Below are 19650 nucleotides of genomic sequence, written 5' to 3'. Positions count from 1 at the left end.
CCATGGCCGCGCGACGCCGCCCGATCTGGGAGCGGGCGACGCGCGTGCTGCGGCGCTCGCTGCAGTGGCGCGTCGTCGCGGCGAGCATGGCGCTCTCGACGCTCGCGCTCGTCGGCGTCTTCGGCTACATGTCGCTCTCGGTCGGGCAGAACCTCTTCGAGACGCGCCGCGACGAGGCGCTCGTCGAGGCGGTGCGCGCCTCGGGCGAGATGCAGCAGATCTTCGACGAGGCGGTCACGGCGACGCTCACGAGCGGTGAGGTGGATGCGCTCCAGGACCGGGCGCTCGACGCCGTCACGGGGCTCATCGCGAGCCGCACGTCGACCGAGTACGCGATGCTCCGCACCGACCGGCAGGGCGAGACGCTCCTGCAGATGAACGACGTGCAGTCGCAGGCCTTCGACACCGACCTGCTCTCGACCGAGCTCCGCACGGCCGTCGCCGACGCATCCGACACCGCGCCGTACTACCAGTCGGTGCGGCTCGAGCAGGGCGGCGGCTCGGAGCCCGCGATCATGGTCGGCACGACCGTCGACGTGCCGCTCGCGGGCCGCTACGAGCTCTACCTGCAGACGAGCCTGCAGTCGACGCAGGCGACGCTCGGCTTCATGCAGCTCACGATGGTGCTCGGCGGCCTCGCGCTCATCGCCCTCATCGGCCTCATCACGTGGTTCGTCGCCCGCATGGTCGTCGGGCCGGTGCAGCAGGCGGCCGACTCCGCCGCGCGCATCGCTGCCGGCGAGCTCGACGTGCGCATCCCCGTGCGGGGCGACGACGAGGTCGCGACGCTCGGGCGCTCGTTCAACGACATGGCTGACTCGATCGAGGTGCAGATCAACGAGCTCGCGACCCTCTCGACCGTGCAGCAGCGCTTCGTGAGCGACGTCTCGCACGAGCTGCGCACGCCGCTCACGACGATCAAGCTCGCGGGCGACGTGCTGCACGACCGGCGGGAGGCGTTCGATCCCGTCGCCGGCCGCACGGTCGAGCTGCTGCACACGCAGATCGAGCGCTTCGAGCGGCTGCTCGCCGACCTGCTCGAGCTCAGCCGCTTCGACGCGGGCGCCGCGCAGCTCGAGATCGAGCCGACGAACCTCGTGCGGCTCGCGGAGGGCGAGATCGCGGCGCTCGAGCCGCTCGCCGCCGAGCACGGCAGCGAGCTGCGGCTCGTCGCGCCCGGCGGGCACTTCGAGGCGGAGGTCGATCCACGCCGCATCCGCCGGATCCTGCAGAACCTGCTCGGCAACGCGATCGACCACGGCGAGGGGCGCCCGATCGTCGTCACCGTCGACTCGTCGAGCGACGCGGCCGCCATCGCGGTGCGCGACCACGGCGTCGGCATGACCGAGGAGCAGGCGTCGCGCGTGTTCGACCGCTTCTGGCGGGCCGATCCGTCGCGCCAGCGACGCACGGGCGGCACGGGCCTCGGCCTCTCGATCAGCCGCGACGACGCGGCCCTGCACGGCGGCTGGATCGACGTGTGGTCGCGGCCGGGGGAGGGCACCGCGTTCCGGCTCACGCTCCCGCGCGCCGGCGCGCGCGCCGTCGTCTCGCCCATCGACCTGCCGCCCGCCGAGGAGCCGCCGAGCGAGGCGCCGCCCGCGCAAGCGGCCGACGACACGGCGAGCGCGCCCATCGCGCTCGTCGACCCCGCGACCCGCACGACCACCGAGGAGGTGGAGCGATGAAGCGCGCCCTCGCCGCCCTCGCCGCGCTGCTCGTGCTCACCGGCTGCGTCGCGATCCCCGACTCCGGCCCGGTGACCGCCGGCCGCGTCGACGACGCCGAGCAGGCGAGCGACCTCGTCTTCATCGCCGAGTCGCCGCGCGTCGGGGCGACGCAGGAGGAGATCGTGCGCGGCTTCCTCGCGGCCGCGATCACCCCCGACGACGACTTCGCGATCGCCCGCGAGTACCTCGTCTCGGGCGAGGCCGAGCGCTGGCGCCCCCAGGCGGGCGTCATCGTGCGCTCGGGGCAGCCCGAGATCTCGCTCGGCGGCGAGACCGCCGCGACGGCGGTCGTGACGGCGGTGTCGGAGCTCGACGAGGGCGGCGCGCTCGAGCTCGTCGGCAGCGACCGGATGCTCGAGTTCCGGATGCTGCGGGTCGCGGGGGAGTGGAGGATCGCGCAGGCGCCCGACGGCATCGTGCTCTCCGCCTTCCACTTCGCCCAGCTCTTCCGCTCGCACGCGCTCGCGTGGGTCACGCCCGACGGCGCTCGCGCGGTGCCGGAGGTGCGCTGGTTCGAGCGCACCGCCTCGACGCTCGCGGGCCGCATGGTCGACGCGCTGCTCGAGGGCCCGTCGACGTGGATCTCGCCGGCGGTCACGACCGCGGGCGCGCCCGAGGCGCGGCGCGTCGGGGAGCCCGTGGTCGAGGGCTCCGTCGCGACCGTGACGCTCGACTTCGCCCAGGTGGAGCAGCGCGGCAGCGCGAGCCTCCAGCAGCTCGCCGCGCAGCTCGCGCTCTCGCTGCGGTCGCTCGGGGTGCGGGAGGTGCGCGTCGAGATCGACGGGCTCGACGGGCTCGCCGCCTCGAGCGCCGACGCGGCGCCGCTCGACGACGGCGACGTCGACCAGCGACCGCTCGTGCTCGACGGCTCGACGCTGCGGCCGATCGGCGGCGGCGCGTCGAGCATCGACGACGTCGGGCCGACCCTCGCGTCGATCGGCGCGACCGACTACACCGTGGGCGCCGCGGGCGGCGTCGCGACGACCGGCACGACCGCGCTCTGGCTCGCGCCCGGCGCCGACACCGTCGCGGTCTCGGCCGACGCCGCGCTGCCCGCGACGACCGACGACAGCGGCTGGGTGATCGTGCAGGAGGCCGCGGCGCCGCAGCGGCTGCTCGCGTGGCGCGCGGGCGAGCGCGCAGAGCTGCAGCTGCCCCCGGGCGCCGATCGCATCGCGGCGATCGAGCTCTCGCGCGACGGCGCGCGGCTCGCGATGACGACCGTCGACGGGAGCGTGAGCCAGGTCTGGGTCGCCGCGGTCATCCGCGACGCCGCGGGCCGCCCCGTCGCGCTCGGGGAGCCGTACGCGCTCCCGCGCGTCGACGGCGCCGCGAGCGACGTCACGTGGGCGAGCGCGACGCAGGTCGCGGTGCTCGCCGCTGCCGGCGACCAGTCGCAGATCGTGCTGCTCGAGGTCGGCGGCGCCTCCGAGCAGCTGCCCGCGCCGGGCGAGCCCGTGCGGGCGGTCGTCGGCGGGAGCGAGGGGGCGTCGACGCTCCGCGCGCTCGGCGTCGACGGCTCGCTGCTCGCGCTCCGCGGCAGCGTCTGGAGCCCCGTGCCGGGCCTCGGCCCCGTCGCGCTCGTCGCGACGCAGCAGTGACGTCCTCCACAGCGGCGCCGACGGCCTGAGCGGACCGGCGCGCCCGCGTGCGACCGTGCGGGCATGCGGATGCGCTCGGCACGCCACGCGGCACCGGTCGCGGCACCCGTCGAGGGGCTCGGCACCGCTCTGCGCGCGGCGCTCCGCGAGGCGGCGAGCGTGCTGTGGCCGGTGGAGTGCGCCGGCTGCGGCGCCCCCGACATCGCCGTCTGCCCGGCGTGCGCCGGACTGCTGCTCGCCGGCGCGGAGCGCGAGCTCCTCGACGGCGTGCCGCTCGTCGCCGCCGCGCGCTACGAGGGAGCGGTGCGGGCGCTCGTCGGCGCGTGCAAGGAGCGCGGCGACCGGGCGACGGCCCGCGCGCTCGGCGCCGGGCTCGCCCTCGCGATCGCCGCGGCCCCGGCGGGGCAGCTCGTGCGCGTGCCGTCGAGCCGCGAAGGGCTGCGGCGGCGCGGCTTCGATCCCGTCGAGCTCGTGCTCCGCGGCGCGGGCATGCGGGCCGTGCCCCTCCGCCGCGTCGCCTCTCGCGCCCCGCCCGGCACGCAGAAGGAGCGCTCCGCCGACGAGCGCGCGCTCGCGGCGCACGGCTCGCTCGAGCTCGGCCGGCGCCACACCGCGCGGCTCGCCGGCACCGCCGCCGTGCTCGTCGACGACGTCGTCACGAGCGGCGCGACGGTGCGCGAAGGAGTCCGGGCGCTGCGCGCCGCGGGCTGCGAGCCGGTCGCGATCGTGGCCGTCGCGCGCACGCCGCGACGCCTCCCGGCGCGCCCGGCCCACGCTCGGACGAGCGGGGTATGGTGATCGCCACGCAAGTCGGCCCGCAGCCGCTGGCGCCGACGCCGTACCTGATGGGAGGCAACGATGGAGATCACATTCGGCGCGAGGGGCGCGAACATCACCGACAGGTTCCGGGCCTACGCGGAGGAGAAGCTCGGCAAGGTCACGCAGCTCCTGCCGCGAGCCACCGCCCTCGACGTCCGGCTCTCGCGCCATGCCGACCCGCATGCGGCCGCAGGCGGCCGGGTCGAGATCACGGTGCACGGACCGGGCTCGATCATCCGCGCCGAATCCGACGGCCCCGACAAGTACATCGCCTTCGACGCCGCGTTCCACCGCATCATGGAGCGCGCCCGCCGCGTGCACGACAAGCGGCACGACCACAGCGCCCGGCGCCGCACGCCGCTGCGCGAGGCGGTCGTGACGGGCTTCGAGCAGGTCGCGATCACGCCCGCCGACCCCGAGATCGTCGAGGCGGTCGCGACCGGCGCCATCCCGGTCGTCGAGCAGCAGCCCGAGCAGGAGCAGGAGTGGTCGCCCGTCGTGATCCGCAAGAAGCGGTTCCCGGCCAAGAAGATGAGCGTGAGCGACGCCGTCGACCAGATGGAGCTCGTCGGGCACCCCTTCTACCTCTTCGTCGACGAGGCCACCGACGAGTGCGCCGTCGTCTACCGCCGCAAGGGCTGGTCCTACGGCGTCATCTCGCTCGACGCATCCATCGCCGAGCCCGAGGCCAGCGAGGAGAGCGCTCCCGCGGCCGCATCCTGACGCGACCCCGCGGCGCCCCTGAGCATCGCAGGGGCGCCGCCGGGCGCCGGTTGCTACGATGGGCAGTCGGTCAAGGACCGTCCCTTTCCCCCAACGCACGGGAGGCATCCCTCGTGGCCAACTTCTTCGAGAAAATGCTGCGCGCCGGCGAAGGCCGGCTGCTGCGGCGCCTCGAGCGCATCGCCGCCGACGTCGCGAAGCTCGAGGATGCCTTCGAGGAGCTCACCGACGAGGAGCTGGCGCAGGAGACCGCCGAGTTCCGCCAGCGCTACGCCGACGGCGAGGCGCTCGAGACGATGCTGCCCGAGGCCTTCGCCGCGGTGCGCGAGGCCGCGAAGCGCACGCTCGGGATGCGTCCCTACGACGTGCAGATCATGGGCGCCGCCGCGCTCCACCTCGGCAACATCGCCGAGATGAAGACCGGTGAGGGCAAGACCCTCGTCGCGCCGATCGCCGCCTACCTCAACGCCATCACCGGCGAGGGCGTGCACATCGTCACGGTCAACGACTACCTCGCGAGCTACCAGTCGGAGCTCATGGGGCGCGTCTTCCGCGCGCTCGGCATGACGACCGGCTGCATCATCGCGGGCCAGTCGCCCGAGGTGCGGCGCGAGCAGTACGCCGCCGACGTCACCTACGGCACGAACAACGAGTTCGGCTTCGACTACCTGCGCGACAACATGGCCCACTCGAAGGAGGCCATGGTGCAGCGGGGCCACGGCTTCGCGATCGTCGACGAGGTCGACTCGATCCTCATCGACGAGGCCCGCACGCCGCTCATCATCTCAGGCCCCGCCGCGGGCGAGGCGAACCGCTGGTTCGCGGAGTTCGCGCGCATCGCCAAGCGCCTGCGCCCCGACGTCGACTACGAGGTCGACGAGAAGAAGCGCACCGTCGGCGTGCTCGAGCCCGGCATCGAGCGGGTCGAGGACCTGCTCGGCATCGACAGCCTCTACGAGTCGGCGAACACGCCGCTCATCTCGTTCCTCAACACCGCGCTCAAGGCGAAGGCGCTCTTCAAGCGCGACTCCGACTACGTCGTCATGAACGGCGAGGTGCTCATCGTCGACGAGCACACCGGCCGCATCATGCAGGGCCGCCGCTTCAACGAGGGCATCCACCAGGCGATCGAGGCGAAGGAGGGGGTGCAGATCAAGGCCGAGAACCAGACGGTCGCGACGGTCACCCTGCAGAACTACTTCCGCCTCTACAAGAAGCTCTCGGGCATGACCGGCACCGCCGAGACCGAGGCCGCCGAGTTCATGTCGACCTACAAGCTCGGCGTCGTCCCCATCCCGACGAACAAGCCGGTGCAGCGCATCGACCAGCCCGACCTCGTCTACTCGACCGTCGAGGGCAAGTTCAAGCACGTCGTCGAGGACATCGTCGAGCGCCACGAGGCCGGCCAGCCCGTGCTCGTCGGCACCACGAGCGTCGAGAAGAGCGAGTACCTCTCGGGGCTGCTCGCGAAGGCGGGCGTCGCGCACGAGGTGCTCAACGCCAAGAACCACGCGCGCGAGGCATCGATCGTCGCGCAGGCCGGCCGCCTCGGCGCCGTCACGGTCGCGACGAACATGGCCGGTCGAGGCACCGACATCATGCTCGGCGGCAACGCCGAGCACCTCGCCGTCACGCGCATGCAGGAGCTCGGCCTGAGCCCGGCCGAGACCCCCGAGGAGTACGAGGAGCGCTGGGACGAGGTCTTCGCCGAGGTGAAGGCCGCCGTCGAGGCGGAGGCCAAGCAGGTCGTCGAGGCCGGCGGCCTCTACGTGCTCGGCACCGAGCGGCACGAGTCGCGCCGCATCGACAACCAGCTCCGCGGCCGCTCCGGCCGTCAGGGCGACCCGGGCGAGAGCCGCTTCTACCTCTCGATGCAGGACGACCTGCTGCGCCTGTTCGGCGGCGCCGTCGCGCAGCGGTTCATGGCCGTCGACGCCGACGAGGACGAGATCCCGCTCGAGTCGAAGATCTTCTCCCGCACCATCCGGTCCGCGCAGGCGCAGATCGAGGCGCGCAACGCCGAGATGCGCAAGAACGTCCTCAAGTACGACGACGTCATGAACCGCCAGCGCGAGGCGATCTACTCCGACCGCCGCCACATCCTCGACGGCGACGACCTCCAGGGCCGCGTGCAGGGCTTCCTCGAGGGCACGATCCGCGAGCTCGTCGACGCGCATGCGGTCGGCGGCGACAGCGACGAGTGGAACCTCGATGCGCTCTGGACCGAGGCGAAGACGATCTACCCCGTGAGCATCACGATCGACGAGGTCGTCGCCGAGGCGCAGCCGCGCCTGACGGCCGACTTCCTCTACGAGCAGCTCGTCTCCGACGCGAAGCTCGCCTACGAGCGCCGCGAGGAGTCGCTCGGCTCGCCCGCGATGCGCCTGCTCGAGCGCCGCGTCGTGCTCTCGGTCATCGACCGCAAGTGGCGCGACCACCTCTACGAGATGGACTACCTGCGCGAGGGCATCGGCCTGCGCACGATGGCGCAGCGCGACCCGGTCGTCGAGTACCAGAACGAGGGCTTCGCGCTCTACCAGCAGATGATGTCGGCGATCCGCGAGGAGTCGGTGCAGTTCCTGTTCAACCTCGAGGTCAAGGTGCACCAGGGCGCGAGCCCCGAGGCGCCCGCGATCGAGGGCGGCGGCCTCGAGGAGGTCGAGGACGACGCGGCGAAGCTCACCTACTCGGCACCCGACGAGGACGGCGAGGCGTCGGTGCACGACTCGCGCGGCAAGGAGCTCACGGCGGCGACCGCGAAGGGGCGCGCGAAGAGCGGCAACCCGGCGGTCGCGGCGAAGGCGCAGGCGCAGGGCGGCAACCGCCAGCAGCGGCGCGCGGCCGACAAGCAGGCGAAGGCCGCGCCCAAGAAGGTCGGCGCCTTCGGGCAGTCGCAGGACGACGCGAACGACTGACGCGCGTCAGCCGTCGATCGACCGCAGCCCGTTCCAGGCGGTGACGCCGAGCGGCGGCCCGTAGGCGCCGGTCGCGCCGCCGTTGGAGAAGACCGCGGTGATGTGGCCGGCGCCGGTCGTCGGGTCGAGGTTCGAGACGAACGCCGAGCCTGAGGCGCCGTCGCCCATCTCGCAGTCCGCGCCGTAGTTCGCGTCGCCGCCCGCGCCATAGTCGAGCCGGTCCTCGGCGCAGTGCCGCAGCACCTCGCTGTCGAACGGGTCGTTGCCCGGGTAGCCGGCGATCACGACGCCGTTCGTCTCGGCCGTGAAGCTCACGCCCTGGCCGCCCACCGCATCCTCGAGCGTCGCGCCGTCCTGCGGCGCGACGCGGATGAAGCCGAAGTCGAAGCCCATCCAGCCGTCGTCGTCGGCGCCGTCGAGCCAGCGGTCGTTCGCCTCGAGGTACTGCTCGGGCACCCACCACTCCTCGGCGACCCAGGTGCCGAAGGGCGCCTCGCCGCGCTCGTAGGCGGGCGCGAACGAGATGCGGTCGTACCAGTCGCGCGTGTCGTCGTCGAAGATGCAGTGCGCGGCGGTGAGCACGATGAGGCCCGACTCGCTGTTGATGACGGTGCCGCTGCACGTGTACTCCGCGCCGCCGGCCGAGAGCTCGAGCCGGCCGCTCGTCGTCAGCAGCAGGTTGCCGCTGCCCTCGTGCGCCGTGCCGGGCAGCAGCTCGTCGCCGTCCTCGTGCACGGGGAGCGCGATGCCGGGCCGCACGACGGGGGTGCCGGCCGTCGGCGGCAGCACGACGTCGACCGCGGCGTCGGGGAGGAACCCGTCGCTCGTCTCGCCGGCCTCGCCCGCGTAGAGCTCGCCCGTGTCGCTCGCGGTCGTGTCGCCGCTCGTGACGGGCGCGTCGGGCTCGACGGGCACGACCTCCGGTGCCGCTGCGCCGCTCGGCGTCGTCGGGGCGCGCGGAGCGGTGCGCTCGACGGGCCGCTCGGGTGGGGAGGGCAGCACGCAGCCGCCCACGGTGAGGGCGGCGGCCGCCACGAGGGCGGCGGTCGCGAGTCGGGGGAGGCGCACTCGCACCACGCTAGCGCCGCCTCAGGCGGGCGGCGCGACCGCGACGATCACGATCGCGGTGAAGTGGCACACGAAGGCGATGAAGGTGCACGCGTGGAAGATCTCGTGGAAGCCGAAGTGCCCCGGCACGGGGTTCGGCCGCTTCATCCCGTAGACGATCGCGCCCACCGTGTAGGCGAGGCCGCCCGCGATGACGAGCAGCGCCGTCGTCGGGTTCGCCGCCCAGATCTGCGGCAGGAAGGCGACGGCCGCCCAGCCGAGCGCGAGGTAGATCGGCACGTAGAGCCAGCGCGGCGCCCCGATCCAGAAGACGCGGAACGCGATGCCGAGCAGGGCGCCGCCCCAGATGACGGTGAGGAGGATCCAGTCGGTGGGCGAGGGGAGCGTCAGCAGCGAGATGGGCGTGTAGCTGCCGGCGATGAGCAGGAAGATGTTGGCGTGGTCGAAGCGCTTGAGCAGCACGCGCGTGCGCTCCCGCCACGTGAAGCGGTGGTAGACGGCCGAGACGCCGAACATCAGCAGGCTCGAGAGCGCGTAGACGGCCGTCGAGAGCTGCGCGGTCGCGCCGTCGGCGACGAGCACGAGCACGATGCCGGCGACGAGCGCGAGCGGCGCGGTCACCGCGTGGATCCAGCCGCGCCACGAGGGCTTCGCCTCGACCTCGGCCTCGGCGATCGCGTCGCCGGCCGCCTCGATGAGCGGCAGGTGGGGCACGTCGTCGCCGGGAGCGGGATCCGGCTCGCGCCGCAGGCCGTCAGCTTCGGGATCGGAGGTCACGGGCATGCCTACAGCGTACGGCGTACGCAGTGCCGCTGCGGACATCCGGTCGTGTCCCCCGGTAGATTCGACGCGTGCGACTGCGCAGCGCCCCGGGGTCACGACTCGTGTACCGCTACTACGAGCGGCGGCTGCGGCGCGACCTCCAGGGCAGCCCCGTGCCGCGCCACCTCGCGATGATCATCGACGGCAACCGGCGCTGGGCTCGCGAGCAGAAGCTCGCGAGCGTCGGCCACGGGCACCGCGCGGGCGCCGCGAAGCTGCACGAGTTCGTCGAGTGGTGCGCGCAGATCGGCGTCGAGGTCGTCACGCTCTACCTGCTCTCCCGCGACAACCTCACCGGCCGCGCGAGCGAGGAGCTCGGCGAGCTGTGCGAGATCATCGCCGAGCTCGCCGACGGCCTCTCGCACACGCCGGGCCGACGCATCCGCCACGTGGGCGACCCGCGCGGGCTCCCCGAGCCGCTGTGCGCCGCCCTCACCGCGGCGGCGGAGCGCACCGAGGGTGAGCCGGGCATCGTCGTCAACCTCGCGGTCGGCTACGGCGGCCGGCACGAGCTCGTCGAGGCGGTCAAGCGCATCCTCGAGACGGCCGACGGCGCGAGCCCGGCCGAGATCGCCGAGCGGTTGAGCCCCGAGCTCATCGCCGACCACCTCTCGACCGCGGGCCAGCCCGATCTCGACCTCGTCATCCGCACCTCGGGCGAGCAGCGGCTGAGCGACTTCATGCTGTGGCAGAGCGCGCACAGCGAGCTCTACTTCGTCGAGGCGCTCGGGCCCGACCTGCGCGAGGTCGACTTCCTGCGGGCGATCCGCTCCTACGGGCTGCGCGAGCGGCGCTACGGGCGCTGAGAACCCTCAACCTCCGCTCGAGGTGAACTCTCGGTGACGGCGGTGTGTCTTCCGACACGGCGCATCGGGAGCGCGCGTACATTCAGCCGTGTCGGGCACCTTCGCCCGGCGAGCGAGCGGCCTTCGCGCCAGCGAGCACCTCGGGAGGCGACGGCCGCGTGAGATCCGACCTCGGTCGGAAGGGAGCGCCACGTGCCTGCACGCACCACCACCTCCGGAAGCGCCGTCGAGATCGCCGAGACCGACACGCGCCAGCGCACCTACGTGCTCGACACGAGCGTGCTGCTCTCCGACCCGGGGGCCATCCACCGCTTCGCCGAGCACTCGGTCGTGATCCCGGTGGTCGTCATCGCCGAGCTCGAGAAGAAGCGGCACGACCCCGAGATCGGCTACTTCGCGCGCAAGGCGCTCCGCAACCTCGACGACCTGCGCGTCGAGCACCACCGGCTCGACTTCCCGGTGCCGACCGAGGGCGGCGGCAGCCTGCGGGTCGAGCTCAACCACTCCAACCAGCAGATCCTGCCGAGCGGGCTGCAGCTCGGCGACAACGACTCGCGCATCCTCGCGGTCGCCTCGAACCTCGCGGCCGACGGGCTCGACGTGTGCGTCGTCTCGAAGGACCTGCCGATGCGAGTGAAGGCCGCATCGATCGGCCTCTCGGCGGAGGAGTACCTCGCCGAGCAGGCGGTCGACTCGGGCTGGACCGGCATCGAGCAGCTCGCGCTCTCGGGGGAGGAGATCAACCGGCTCTACGAGCACGAGCGGCTCGAGACGGCGGCCGTCGCCGACATGCCGGCCAACACGTGCCTCGTCATCTCGTCTGAGCGCGGCTCGGCGCTCGGCCGCGTCAAGCGCCCGGGCGTCGTGACGCTCGTGCGCGGCGACCGCGACGTGTTCGGCGTGCACGGCCGCTCGGCCGAGCAGCGGCTCGCGATCGACCTGCTGCTCGACGAGGAGGTCGGCATCGTCTCGCTCGGCGGCTCGGCCGGCACGGGCAAGTCGGCGCTCGCGCTCGCGGCGGGCCTCGAGGCGGTGCTCGAGCGGCGGCTGCACAAGAAGGTCATCGTCTTCCGCCCGCTCTACGCGGTCGGCGGCCAGGAGCTCGGCTACCTGCCCGGCGACAAGGACGAGAAGATGAACCCCTGGGGCCAGGCGATCTACGACACGCTCGGCGCCCTCGTGAGCGACAACGTGCTCGACGAGGTCGCCGATCGCGGCATGCTCGAGGTGCTGCCGCTCACGCACATCCGCGGCCGCTCGCTGCACGACGCCTTCGTGATCGTCGACGAGGCGCAGTCGCTCGAGCGGAACGTGCTGCTCACGGTGCTCAGCCGCATCGGCCAGAACTCGCGCGTCGTGCTCACCCACGACGTCGCGCAGCGCGACAACCTGCGCGTCGGCCGGCACGACGGCATCGCGAGCGTCATCGAGACGCTCAAGGGGCAGGACCTCTTCGGCCACATCACGCTGCAGCGCTCGGAGCGCTCGAGGATCGCGGCGCTCGTCACGAGCCTGCTCGAGGGCTGAGGCGCTCGAGCCGTCGCCTGCGGGACCCCTTCCGCCACGCGGGACCCGGTGCACCGGCTCCCGTTCGGTGGAAGGGGTCCCGCGCGCGAGGACTCTGCCCGCCCGCGCGGTCGGCGGATGCGTCGGCGAGCGGATGCGTCGGCGCGCGTGGGCGGGCGGGACTACCGTGGGCGCATGGCCGGGCCCCGCTCGCTGACGCCGACGCAGGCGCGGCGGCTCCGGCTGGCCTCGCAGCGGCTGCTCGGGTCGACGCTCGCGCCCGCGGACGTCGTCCGCCGCTTCGTCGCGATGCAGGGGCAGGACCTCGCGGGCGTGCTGCGCGCGATCGCGATCCGCTCGGCGCCCGGCACGACGCTCGCCGACGTGCGGGCCGCCTTCGACGCGGGGCTGCTCGTGCGCTCGTGGGCGATGCGCGGCACGCTCTTCGTCGCGGCGCCCGATGACCTCGCCGCGCTGCACGCCGCGACGGCCGAGCGGATGCGACGGCAGGAGTGGCGCATGTGCGCGCAGCGCGGCATCGACGAGGCGACGGCCGAGCGCGCCGCCGAGGTGCTCGTCGAGCAGCTCGCGGCCGGCCCCACCCGCCGCCGCTCGATGCTCGAGGCGTGGGAGGCGGCCGGCATCGGCACGGCGGGCGGCGACGGCTACCACCTGCTCGCGCTCTGCGCCTACGACGGCCTCGTGCGCTTCGGGCCGTTCGAGGGCGACGAGCAGCTGCTCGTCGGGGGAGCGCCGCCCGAGATCGCTGACCCCGAGGCGGCGCTCGGCGCCGCGCTCGAGCGCTTCGCGATCGCCCGCGGACCCGTGCGAGCCGATGACGCCGCGTGGTGGCTCGGCGCCGCGAAGCGCCCCGTGCGCGCCGCGCTCGAGCGGGCGAGCCGGCTCGAGCGCGTGCGGCTCGGGGAGGAGGAGCTGCTCGTCGAGGCCGGCGCCGAGCCGGGCGGCCGGGTCGGCGTCACGCTCGTGCCCGCGTTCGACGAGTGGCTCCTGGGCTACGAGGCGCGCTCGCGCGACGTGAGCGAAGCGGTGCTGCGCGCCGCGGTGCCGGGCGGCAACGGCGTCTTCCGGCCGCTCGTGCTCGTCGACGGCGTCGCGGTCGGCACGTGGCGCATCCCCGTCGCGCGAGGCCGCGCGGCAGAGCCGCTGCTCGAGCTCGTCGAGCCGGTGCCGGATCGAACGCGCGCGGCGATCGCGCGGGCGCTGGAGCGCTGGCCGCACCGCTGACGCGGCTCAGCTCTCGAGCGCTCCCCGCCAGAGGCTGTCGCCCGAGTGCGTCGGGTCGCCGTCGAAGGGCTCGACCGAGACATCGACGATCGGGAACGCGTCGAGGTCGAGGCCGCCCGGCAGCGCGAGCTGCGTCGTCGAGGCGTCCATGACGCCGAGGCTCACCATCTGCTGCGCGTCCGGGTCGAGCAGCCACACGTCGAGGTAGCCCTCGACCTCGGGCAGCTCGTCGACGTCGACGACGAGCAGCCGCTGCCCGTCGCGCTCGACGACCTCGGCGCGGGCCGCCCCGACGGTCGTCGCGAGGGGGTCGAGCGTCGCCTGGGCGACGTTCGTCGACCGGGGGTCGCTGCCGAGCTGCGTGACGACGAGCACGGCGATGCTCGCCGCGACGGCCGCGGAGGCGAGCGATGCCGCGGCGAGCGCGCCGACGCCGAACCTGCGCCGCCGACGGCGCGCGACGTCGATCGAGGTCACGGGAGCGCCGGTCGATGCGGGCGCCTCGAGCGAGGCGGCGGATGCGTCGCTCGCGCTCGACGGCGCGGCGCCCGTCGCGCTCGGCTCGTCGAGCTCCGCCGCGATGCGGTCCCACACGCCGGCGGGCGGCGCGGCCGGCACGACGTCGGCGGCGCGGACGCGCTGCGCCGCGGCGCGGAACGCAGCGACCTCGGCGCTGCACGTCGCGCACCCCGCGGCGTGCTCGCCGCCCTCGACGGCTTCCCCGAGGGCGAGCGCGACGAGCGACTCCTCAGGCAGATGCTGCATGCGACTCCTCCCATCGGTCTCGCAGTCGTCGCAGTCCTCGCGACAAGTGGCTCTTCACGGTGCCGGCCGGCATGGCGAGGCGCTCGGCGATCCAGGCGGTGGAGCGGTCCTCGACGACGGCGAGCCGCACGATCGTGCGCGCCGGCTCACCGAGCCGCTCGAGCTCCTCCTGCACCGTGAGGGCGTCCTCGACCGCGTCCGACACCGGATCCCCCTCACCGGCCTCGAGCGCCCCGTGCAGCGTCTCCGGATCGACGGCGAGCTCGCTCGCCGAGCGGGAGCGCCAGTGGTCGGCGATCCTGCGGCGCGCGATCGCGACGATCCACGCCCCGAGGGGTCCCGCATCCGGGTCGTACGACTCGCGCGAGCGCCACACCGAGACGAAGGTCTGCTGCACGACGTCCTCGGCGTCGTGCGGCGCCATCGCGCGGCACGCGATCGCGTAGACCATGCCGCCCCAGCGCTCGTACGCCTGGCGCAGCGCCTCGGGGGAGGGATCGTGGGCGAAGGCTCGCGAGAGGCGCTCGGCCTCCACCGTCTCCTCGCTCGACACCGCCAGAACGTATCACCCCTCCGGCTCGGTCACGGCGCATCGGGCACTGCCGTGACGACGATGTTGTCCTCGTAGGCCCCGGCCGCGGCATCCCACTCGCCGCCGCACGTGATGAGCCGCACGAGCGGGTCGCCGTCGCGCGCGAAGATCGCGTCGAGCGGCAGGTCGTCCTTCGAGAACCGCTCGACGGCGACGATGCGGAACCGCAGGTCGGCGCCCGAGGCGGTCGCGACCTCGACGCTCTCGCCCGCGCGGGCGCCCAGCAGCTCGGCCATCGGCGCTCGGCCGCGGTCGCTGTCGACGTGGGCCGAGAGCACGGCCGAGCCGCGGTCGCTGCCCGGCGCGGGGCCGAACCGGTACCAGCCGACCTCGCGCACGAGCTCGGGCACGTCCATCTGGCCGTCCTCGCGCACCCCGACCGGGATGACCTCGAGGTCGATGCCGACGGAGGGCACCTGCACGCGCGTCGGGGCGTCGACCGCGGTCGTGGCGGCGCCGATCGAGGCGTCGCGCGCGCCGACCGCGGTCGGCACGGGCGCGGCCGTCGCGGCCGCGTCGGGAAGGGCGGATGCGCTCGGCGCGCTCGTGGGGGTCGGCTCGGCCAGCGGCGTCATCGACGCCGTCGGCGAGGCCGGCTCGAGCGAGTCGGGCAGCAGGAGCCACACGCCGAGAGCGGTGGCCGCGGCTGCCGCGATCGCGGCGAGCACGGCTGCCGGCCGCCACGCGCGCCGAGCGGGCTCCCGCCGCGCGGTGCGCGGAGGGAGCCCGTCGGTGGTGCGCATGTCAGCCGCGCTGCTTCGCGAGCTGCTGCTGCCGCACCGCGATGGTGGTGAGCCCGAGCGCGCCGGCGAGGGCGAGCAGGAGCGCGAGGGCCGACGGCGACGCCGCGCCGCCGTTGCCCGAGGGGACGCCGCTCGGGGCGCTGTGCGCCTCGACGGTCTGCACCGCGAGCGCGAGGTTGCCGTCAGCGGCCGAGCCCCACGCGGTCACGATCGTGTGGACGCCCTCGGCGAGCTCGAGCTCGGCCGGGCCGATCGCGACGTCGGTCGTGCCGGCGAGCACGACATCCGCCGACACCGTGCCGGCCGTCGTGACGAGCGAGGCCTCGTTCGGGTTCGTGAGTCCGGGGGCGACGACCGTCTCGTTCGCGCGGATGTCGACCGCGGGAGCCGCGGCGAGGTGGCGGACGGTGAGGCGGGCCTCGCCGGCGGCGACGGGCTCGGTGCTGTTCGCGAAGGCCGCGAGCGCGGGCTCGCCGGCCTCGGTCAGGTGGGCGTAGAGCGTCAGGTTGGCGTTCGCGGGCACCTCGACGCCCATCGCCTCGATCGCGGGCTCGGCCGTGTCGGGCGTGCCGCCGTCGGCGAAGACCTGGATGTCGTAGCTGCCGGCGGGCAGCATCATCGGGTCGGTGAGCGTGCCCGGCGCGAAGTCGCTGATGGCCTCGTCGCCGTTGATGAAGACGTCGACCGTGAGGCCAGGCACGCCGTGCAGGACAGACACGGTCGAGTCGCCCTCGGCGGCGAACGCGGGGGCGCCGCCGAGCGTGGCGAGAGCGAGAGCGGCGCCGGCGCCGATCGCGAGCTTGCGCTTCATGGTGTTCTCCTTGATGTCTGGTCGGGCACTCGGTGCGCCCTCTCTGCCCCCATATCGGCGGAGAGCCCCGGATCGGTTGCAGGTAGTTCGAAATCGAACATCCCGGGCGTGTCGCGGCGCCGTGGTGGTTGTGGAGAGCGGCCGCGCGCTGCGCTCCGCCGCGGCTACCGTGACCGCGTGACGACCGCAGCGACCGCACCGACGGCGACCCTGCCGCCGCCGCTGCGGCTGCGGCCGGTCGATGCGCTCGGTGTGCCCCTCGCGCTCGCGACCGCGTGGTCGCTCATCACCGCGGGCCTCGACGCCGCCGCGGTCGTGCCGCTCGCCGCGGCAGCGCTCGCCGCGCCGCTCCTGTGGCGCGTCGACGTCGCCGAGCACCGGCTGCCGAACGCGGTCACGCTCCCGCTCCTGCTCGTCGGCGCGGTCGGCGCCGCCGCGCGCCTCGCGACCGGCGACCTCGCGCCGGTCGCGGCGCTCGCGAGCGCGGGCGTGCTGCTCGTGATGGCGGTCGCGGGCGGGATGGGGATGGGCGACGTCAAGCTCGGCGCGGGCCTCGCGCTCGCGACCTCGACGCTCGGCTGGACCGCGCCCCTCGCCGGACTCGCCGCATCGGTCGTCGTGGGCGGACTCGCGGGCCTCGTCGCGCTCGCGGCGGGGCGCCGCTCGCTCGCCTTCGGGCCCTCGCTGCTCGCGGGGCACGCGCTCGCGGGCGCGCTCGCCGTCGCGTCGCCGGCAGTGTGACGATCCGTGACGGCGCCGCTGGCGGCCGGTGCTGTCTGATGCCTACCGTGGAGGCAGTCCCACCCCACGAAGGAGTCCGCCCATGTCCACCCGACGCATCCGCCCGCTCGCCATCGCCGGTTCGCTCGGCCTCGCCGCCGCCCTCGTCGGCTGCAGCGCGAGCGCCGGAGCCGGCGACGCCTCCGCAGCCCTCGGCTCGGCCGACAACCCCGTGCAGCTCGGCGTCGTCGGCGCCGCCGAGCCGTACTGGGCCGCCTACGAGGAGGCCGTCGAGGCCGAGGGCATCGAGCTCGAGATCGTCGACTTCACCGACTACAACCAGCCGAACCCCGCCGTGAGCGAGGGCGAGCTCGACATCAACCAGTTCCAGCACATCATCTACCTCGCGAACTACAACGTGCAGGCGGGCGACGACCTGCAGCCGATCGGCTCGACCGCGATCTACCCGATCGGGCTCTACTCCGACAAGCACCAGTCGCCCGACGAGATCCCCGACGGCGCCGAGGTCATCGTGCCGAACGACGACACGAACCAGGCGCGTGGCCTGCTCGTGCTGCAGTCGGCCGGCCTCATCGCGCTCGAGGGCGGCGGCAGCCCCTACTCGACCGTCGAGGACGTCATCGAGGGGGAGTCGCGCGTCACCGTGCGCGCCGTCGACGCCGCGCTCACCGCGACGTCGCTGCCCGATGTCGCCGCGGCGATCATCAACAACGACTTCATCACCGACGCGGGCCTGAGCCCCGAGGACGCGATCGCGCAGGACGACCCGAACGACCCGGCCGCGGCGCCCTACATCAACATCTTCGCGACGACGGCCGAGAACGCCGACGACGAGGTGCTGAACCGCCTGGTCGAGATCTACCAGACGAACGAGGAGGTCCAGGCGGGTGCGCTCGAGGCCTCGGGCGGCTCCGGCATCTTCACCGTCACGCCGAAGGCCGACCTGCAGGCGGCGCTCGAGGCCGTGCAGGCGGAGCTCGAGGCGAACTGACCGATCCGGACGGGCGGGGGATGCGTCCCCCGCCCGTCCGCGCGGGTCCGGCAGGCAGAGCGAGAGGAGGCGGCATGGCGCAGCACATCGTGCTCGACCGGGTGTCGAAGCGGTTCCCGCCCGCGAAGCGGGGCGGCGAGGAGATCGTCGCGGTCGACGACGTGTCGCTCTCGATCGACCGGGGCGAGGTCTTCGGCATCATCGGCTACTCGGGCGCCGGCAAGTCGACGCTCGTGCGGCTCATCAACCAGCTCGAGCCCGTCTCGGCCGGCCGGATCACGATCGGCGACGTGCCGATCACCGAGCTGCGGGGGCGGCGACTCCGCGAGCAGCAGACCGGCATCGGCATGATCTTCCAGCGCTTCAACCTGCTCACGTCCCGCACGGTCGCGGGCAACGTCGCCTACCCGCTCGAGGTCGTCGGCGTCGAGCGGGCGGAGCGGAAGCGCCGCGTCGCGGAGCTGCTCGAGTTCGTGGGCCTCGCAGGCCGGGCCGACGCCTACCCCGAGCAGCTCTCGGGCGGGCAGCAGCAGCGCGTCGGCATCGCCCGCGCACTCGCGACCAACCCGCAGGTGCTGCTCGCCGACGAGGCGACGAGCGCGCTCGACCCCGAGACGACCGTCGAGGTGCTCGACCTGCTCGCGCGCGTCAACCGCGAGCTGGGCGTGACGATCGTCGTCATCACGCACGAGATGGAGGTCATCACCCGGATCGCCGATCGCGTCGCGGTCATGGAGGCGGGCAGGGTCGTCGAGGTCGGCGCGACCTACGACGTCTTCACCCGTCCCTCGACGCCCGTCGCGAAGCGCTTCGTGCAGACCGTCGTGCGGGCGCTCCCGCAGGGCGACGAGCTCGAGCAGCTGCGCGCGAAGCACGAGGGCCGCCTCTTCACGATCTCGTTCACCGACGAGGGCGCCTCCGAGGCGCGCGTCTTCTCGGCGCTCGCGAAGGCGGGGATCGACTTCAACCTCGTGCACGGCGGCGTCGACGACATCCAGGGCCGGGTCTACGGGCTGCTGACGATCGCCGTGCGCGGCGACGCCGACGCCGTCGCGTGGGCGCTGCAGCAGGTGGGCGGCGGCGTGCGGGTGGAGGAGCAGCGATGAGCGAGCTCGCGGGCATCCTCCCGACCCTGCTCGAGCAGACCGCGATCATGCTGTGGATCGTGGCGGTCTCGCTCGTCTTCGGCGGCTTCGGCGGCCTCGTCATCGGCACGGGCCTCTACGTCACCCGCCGCGGCGGCATCCTGCAGCAGCCGGTGATCTGGTGGGTGCTGGGCGTGCTCGTCAACACCTTCCGACCCATCCCGTTCATCATCTTCCTCGCGGCGATGCAGCCGATCGGACGGCTCGTCGTCGGCAAGGGCATCGGCACCGAGTACGCGATCTTCGCGATCGCGCTCGCCGCGACCTTCGGCATCGCCCGCATCGTCGAGCAGAACCTCGTCTCGATCCCGACGGGCGTCATCGAGGCGGCGCGCTCGACCGGTGCGAGCCCGTGGCGCATCATCCGCACCGTCATCCTCCCGGAGGCGCTCGGGCCGCTCGTGCTCGGCTACACCTTCGCGGTCATCGCGATCGTCGACATGTCGGCCGTCGCGGGCCTCGTCGGCGGGGACGGGCTCGGCAACTGGGCGATCACCTACGGCTACCGCCAGTTCGACCCGCTCGTGACGTGGTCGGCGCTGCTCGTGATCGTCGTCGTGGTGCAGCTCATCCAGGCGCTCGGCAACTGGCTCGCGCGCCGCATCATGCGCCGCTGAGAGCAGCCCT

General features: G+C 73.8%; 18 protein-coding genes. 12 read left to right on the top strand and 6 right to left on the bottom strand.

Going from position 1 to position 19650, the window contains the following annotated elements:
- The first annotated feature begins 2 nt into the window (after window positions 1–2).
- The 5 genes from mtrB (at window position 3) to secA (ending at window position 7788) form a co-directional block, all read left to right on the top strand.
- Window positions 3–1688: an MtrAB system histidine kinase MtrB gene (gene mtrB / locus JQT67_RS04470; protein ID WP_208063685.1), complete on the top strand. Its 1686-nt coding sequence runs from the start codon at window positions 3–5 to the stop codon at window positions 1686–1688.
- Window positions 1685–3331, top strand: a complete 1647-nt coding sequence (locus JQT67_RS04465; protein ID WP_021011020.1) for an LpqB family beta-propeller domain-containing protein — start codon at window positions 1685–1687, stop codon at window positions 3329–3331. Before mtrB ends, JQT67_RS04465 begins: the two co-directional genes overlap by 4 nt.
- A gap of 63 nt (window positions 3332–3394) precedes the next feature.
- On the top strand, window positions 3395–4129 hold the full coding sequence (locus JQT67_RS04460; protein WP_021065060.1) for a ComF family protein: 735 nt from the start codon (window positions 3395–3397) through the stop codon (window positions 4127–4129).
- A gap of 60 nt (window positions 4130–4189) precedes the next feature.
- Window positions 4190–4873 carry a ribosome hibernation-promoting factor, HPF/YfiA family gene (hpf, locus tag JQT67_RS04455; protein ID WP_021011022.1) on the top strand — a complete coding sequence of 228 codons (684 nt, stop codon included), beginning with the start codon at window positions 4190–4192 and terminating at the stop codon, window positions 4871–4873.
- Between the two features lie 113 nt (window positions 4874–4986).
- Window positions 4987–7788, top strand: a complete 2802-nt coding sequence (gene secA / locus JQT67_RS04450) for a preprotein translocase subunit SecA (RefSeq protein WP_208063684.1) — start codon at window positions 4987–4989, stop codon at window positions 7786–7788.
- A gap of 6 nt (window positions 7789–7794) precedes the next feature.
- Here the strand turns inward: secA and JQT67_RS04445 are convergent, their stop codons facing one another.
- Both JQT67_RS04445 and JQT67_RS04440 read right to left on the bottom strand, forming a co-directional pair.
- Window positions 7795–8856, bottom strand: a complete 1062-nt coding sequence (locus tag JQT67_RS04445; RefSeq protein WP_208063683.1) for a serine protease — start codon at window positions 8854–8856, stop codon at window positions 7795–7797.
- A gap of 21 nt (window positions 8857–8877) precedes the next feature.
- Window positions 8878–9639 (bottom strand): hemolysin III family protein, encoded by a 762-nt coding sequence (locus tag JQT67_RS04440; protein ID WP_021011025.1) that lies wholly within the window; start codon window positions 9637–9639, stop codon window positions 8878–8880.
- Between the two features lie 68 nt (window positions 9640–9707).
- On the opposite strand from JQT67_RS04440, the gene uppS reads away from it, so the two are divergent.
- The 3 genes from uppS to JQT67_RS04425 all read left to right on the top strand — a co-directional run bounded on the left by uppS (window position 9708) and on the right by JQT67_RS04425 (window position 13235).
- On the top strand, window positions 9708–10484 hold the full coding sequence (gene uppS / locus JQT67_RS04435) for a polyprenyl diphosphate synthase (protein ID WP_031223950.1): 777 nt from the start codon (window positions 9708–9710) through the stop codon (window positions 10482–10484).
- A 192-nt stretch (window positions 10485–10676) separates the two neighbouring features.
- The gene (locus tag JQT67_RS04430; RefSeq protein ID WP_021011027.1) at window positions 10677–12011 is read left to right on the top strand and encodes a PhoH family protein; all 1335 of its coding nucleotides are present in this window, start codon (window positions 10677–10679) and stop codon (window positions 12009–12011) included.
- Window positions 12012–12185: 174 nt separating this feature from the next.
- Window positions 12186–13235 carry a winged helix DNA-binding domain-containing protein gene (locus tag JQT67_RS04425; RefSeq protein ID WP_208063682.1) on the top strand — a complete coding sequence of 350 codons (1050 nt, stop codon included), beginning with the start codon at window positions 12186–12188 and terminating at the stop codon, window positions 13233–13235.
- A gap of 6 nt (window positions 13236–13241) precedes the next feature.
- On the opposite strand, the gene JQT67_RS04420 is transcribed toward JQT67_RS04425, so the two are convergent.
- From JQT67_RS04420 to JQT67_RS04405, 4 genes are read right to left on the bottom strand one after another with little or no spacing between them, the layout of a single operon-like run.
- On the bottom strand, window positions 13242–14000 hold the full coding sequence (locus JQT67_RS04420; RefSeq protein WP_208063681.1) for an anti-sigma factor: 759 nt from the start codon (window positions 13998–14000) through the stop codon (window positions 13242–13244).
- Window positions 13984–14553, bottom strand: a complete 570-nt coding sequence (locus JQT67_RS04415; RefSeq protein ID WP_208063680.1) for an RNA polymerase sigma factor — start codon at window positions 14551–14553, stop codon at window positions 13984–13986. Before JQT67_RS04415 ends, JQT67_RS04420 begins: the two co-directional genes overlap by 17 nt.
- Before the next feature lie 29 nt (window positions 14554–14582).
- Window positions 14583–15335, bottom strand: a complete 753-nt coding sequence (locus tag JQT67_RS04410; protein ID WP_208063679.1) for a class F sortase — start codon at window positions 15333–15335, stop codon at window positions 14583–14585.
- A gap of 1 nt (window position 15336) precedes the next feature.
- Complete coding sequence (locus tag JQT67_RS04405) at window positions 15337–16146, bottom strand: DUF4397 domain-containing protein (RefSeq protein WP_021011032.1); 810 nt, start codon at window positions 16144–16146, stop codon at window positions 15337–15339.
- Between the two features lie 177 nt (window positions 16147–16323).
- On the opposite strand from JQT67_RS04405, the gene JQT67_RS04400 reads away from it, so the two are divergent.
- The 4 genes from JQT67_RS04400 to JQT67_RS04385 all read left to right on the top strand — a co-directional run bounded on the left by JQT67_RS04400 (window position 16324) and on the right by JQT67_RS04385 (window position 19640).
- Window positions 16324–16887 carry an A24 family peptidase gene (locus JQT67_RS04400; protein WP_208063678.1) on the top strand — a complete coding sequence of 188 codons (564 nt, stop codon included), beginning with the start codon at window positions 16324–16326 and terminating at the stop codon, window positions 16885–16887.
- Window positions 16888–16969: 82 nt separating this feature from the next.
- The gene (locus JQT67_RS04395) at window positions 16970–17878 is read left to right on the top strand and encodes a MetQ/NlpA family ABC transporter substrate-binding protein (RefSeq protein ID WP_021011034.1); all 909 of its coding nucleotides are present in this window, start codon (window positions 16970–16972) and stop codon (window positions 17876–17878) included.
- 74 nt (window positions 17879–17952) lie between these two features.
- On the top strand, window positions 17953–18984 hold the full coding sequence (locus tag JQT67_RS04390) for a methionine ABC transporter ATP-binding protein (RefSeq protein ID WP_208063677.1): 1032 nt from the start codon (window positions 17953–17955) through the stop codon (window positions 18982–18984).
- Window positions 18981–19640 carry a methionine ABC transporter permease gene (locus JQT67_RS04385; RefSeq protein WP_021011036.1) on the top strand — a complete coding sequence of 220 codons (660 nt, stop codon included), beginning with the start codon at window positions 18981–18983 and terminating at the stop codon, window positions 19638–19640. Before JQT67_RS04390 ends, JQT67_RS04385 begins: the two co-directional genes overlap by 4 nt.
- The last annotated feature ends 10 nt before the right edge of the window (window positions 19641–19650 follow it).

The organism is Agrococcus sp. TF02-05 (assembly GCF_017565345.1).
In the GTDB taxonomy this organism is placed as follows: domain Bacteria; phylum Actinomycetota; class Actinomycetes; order Actinomycetales; family Microbacteriaceae; genus Agrococcus; species Agrococcus pavilionensis.
This window is presented reverse-complemented; position numbering and strand designations above follow the sequence as displayed.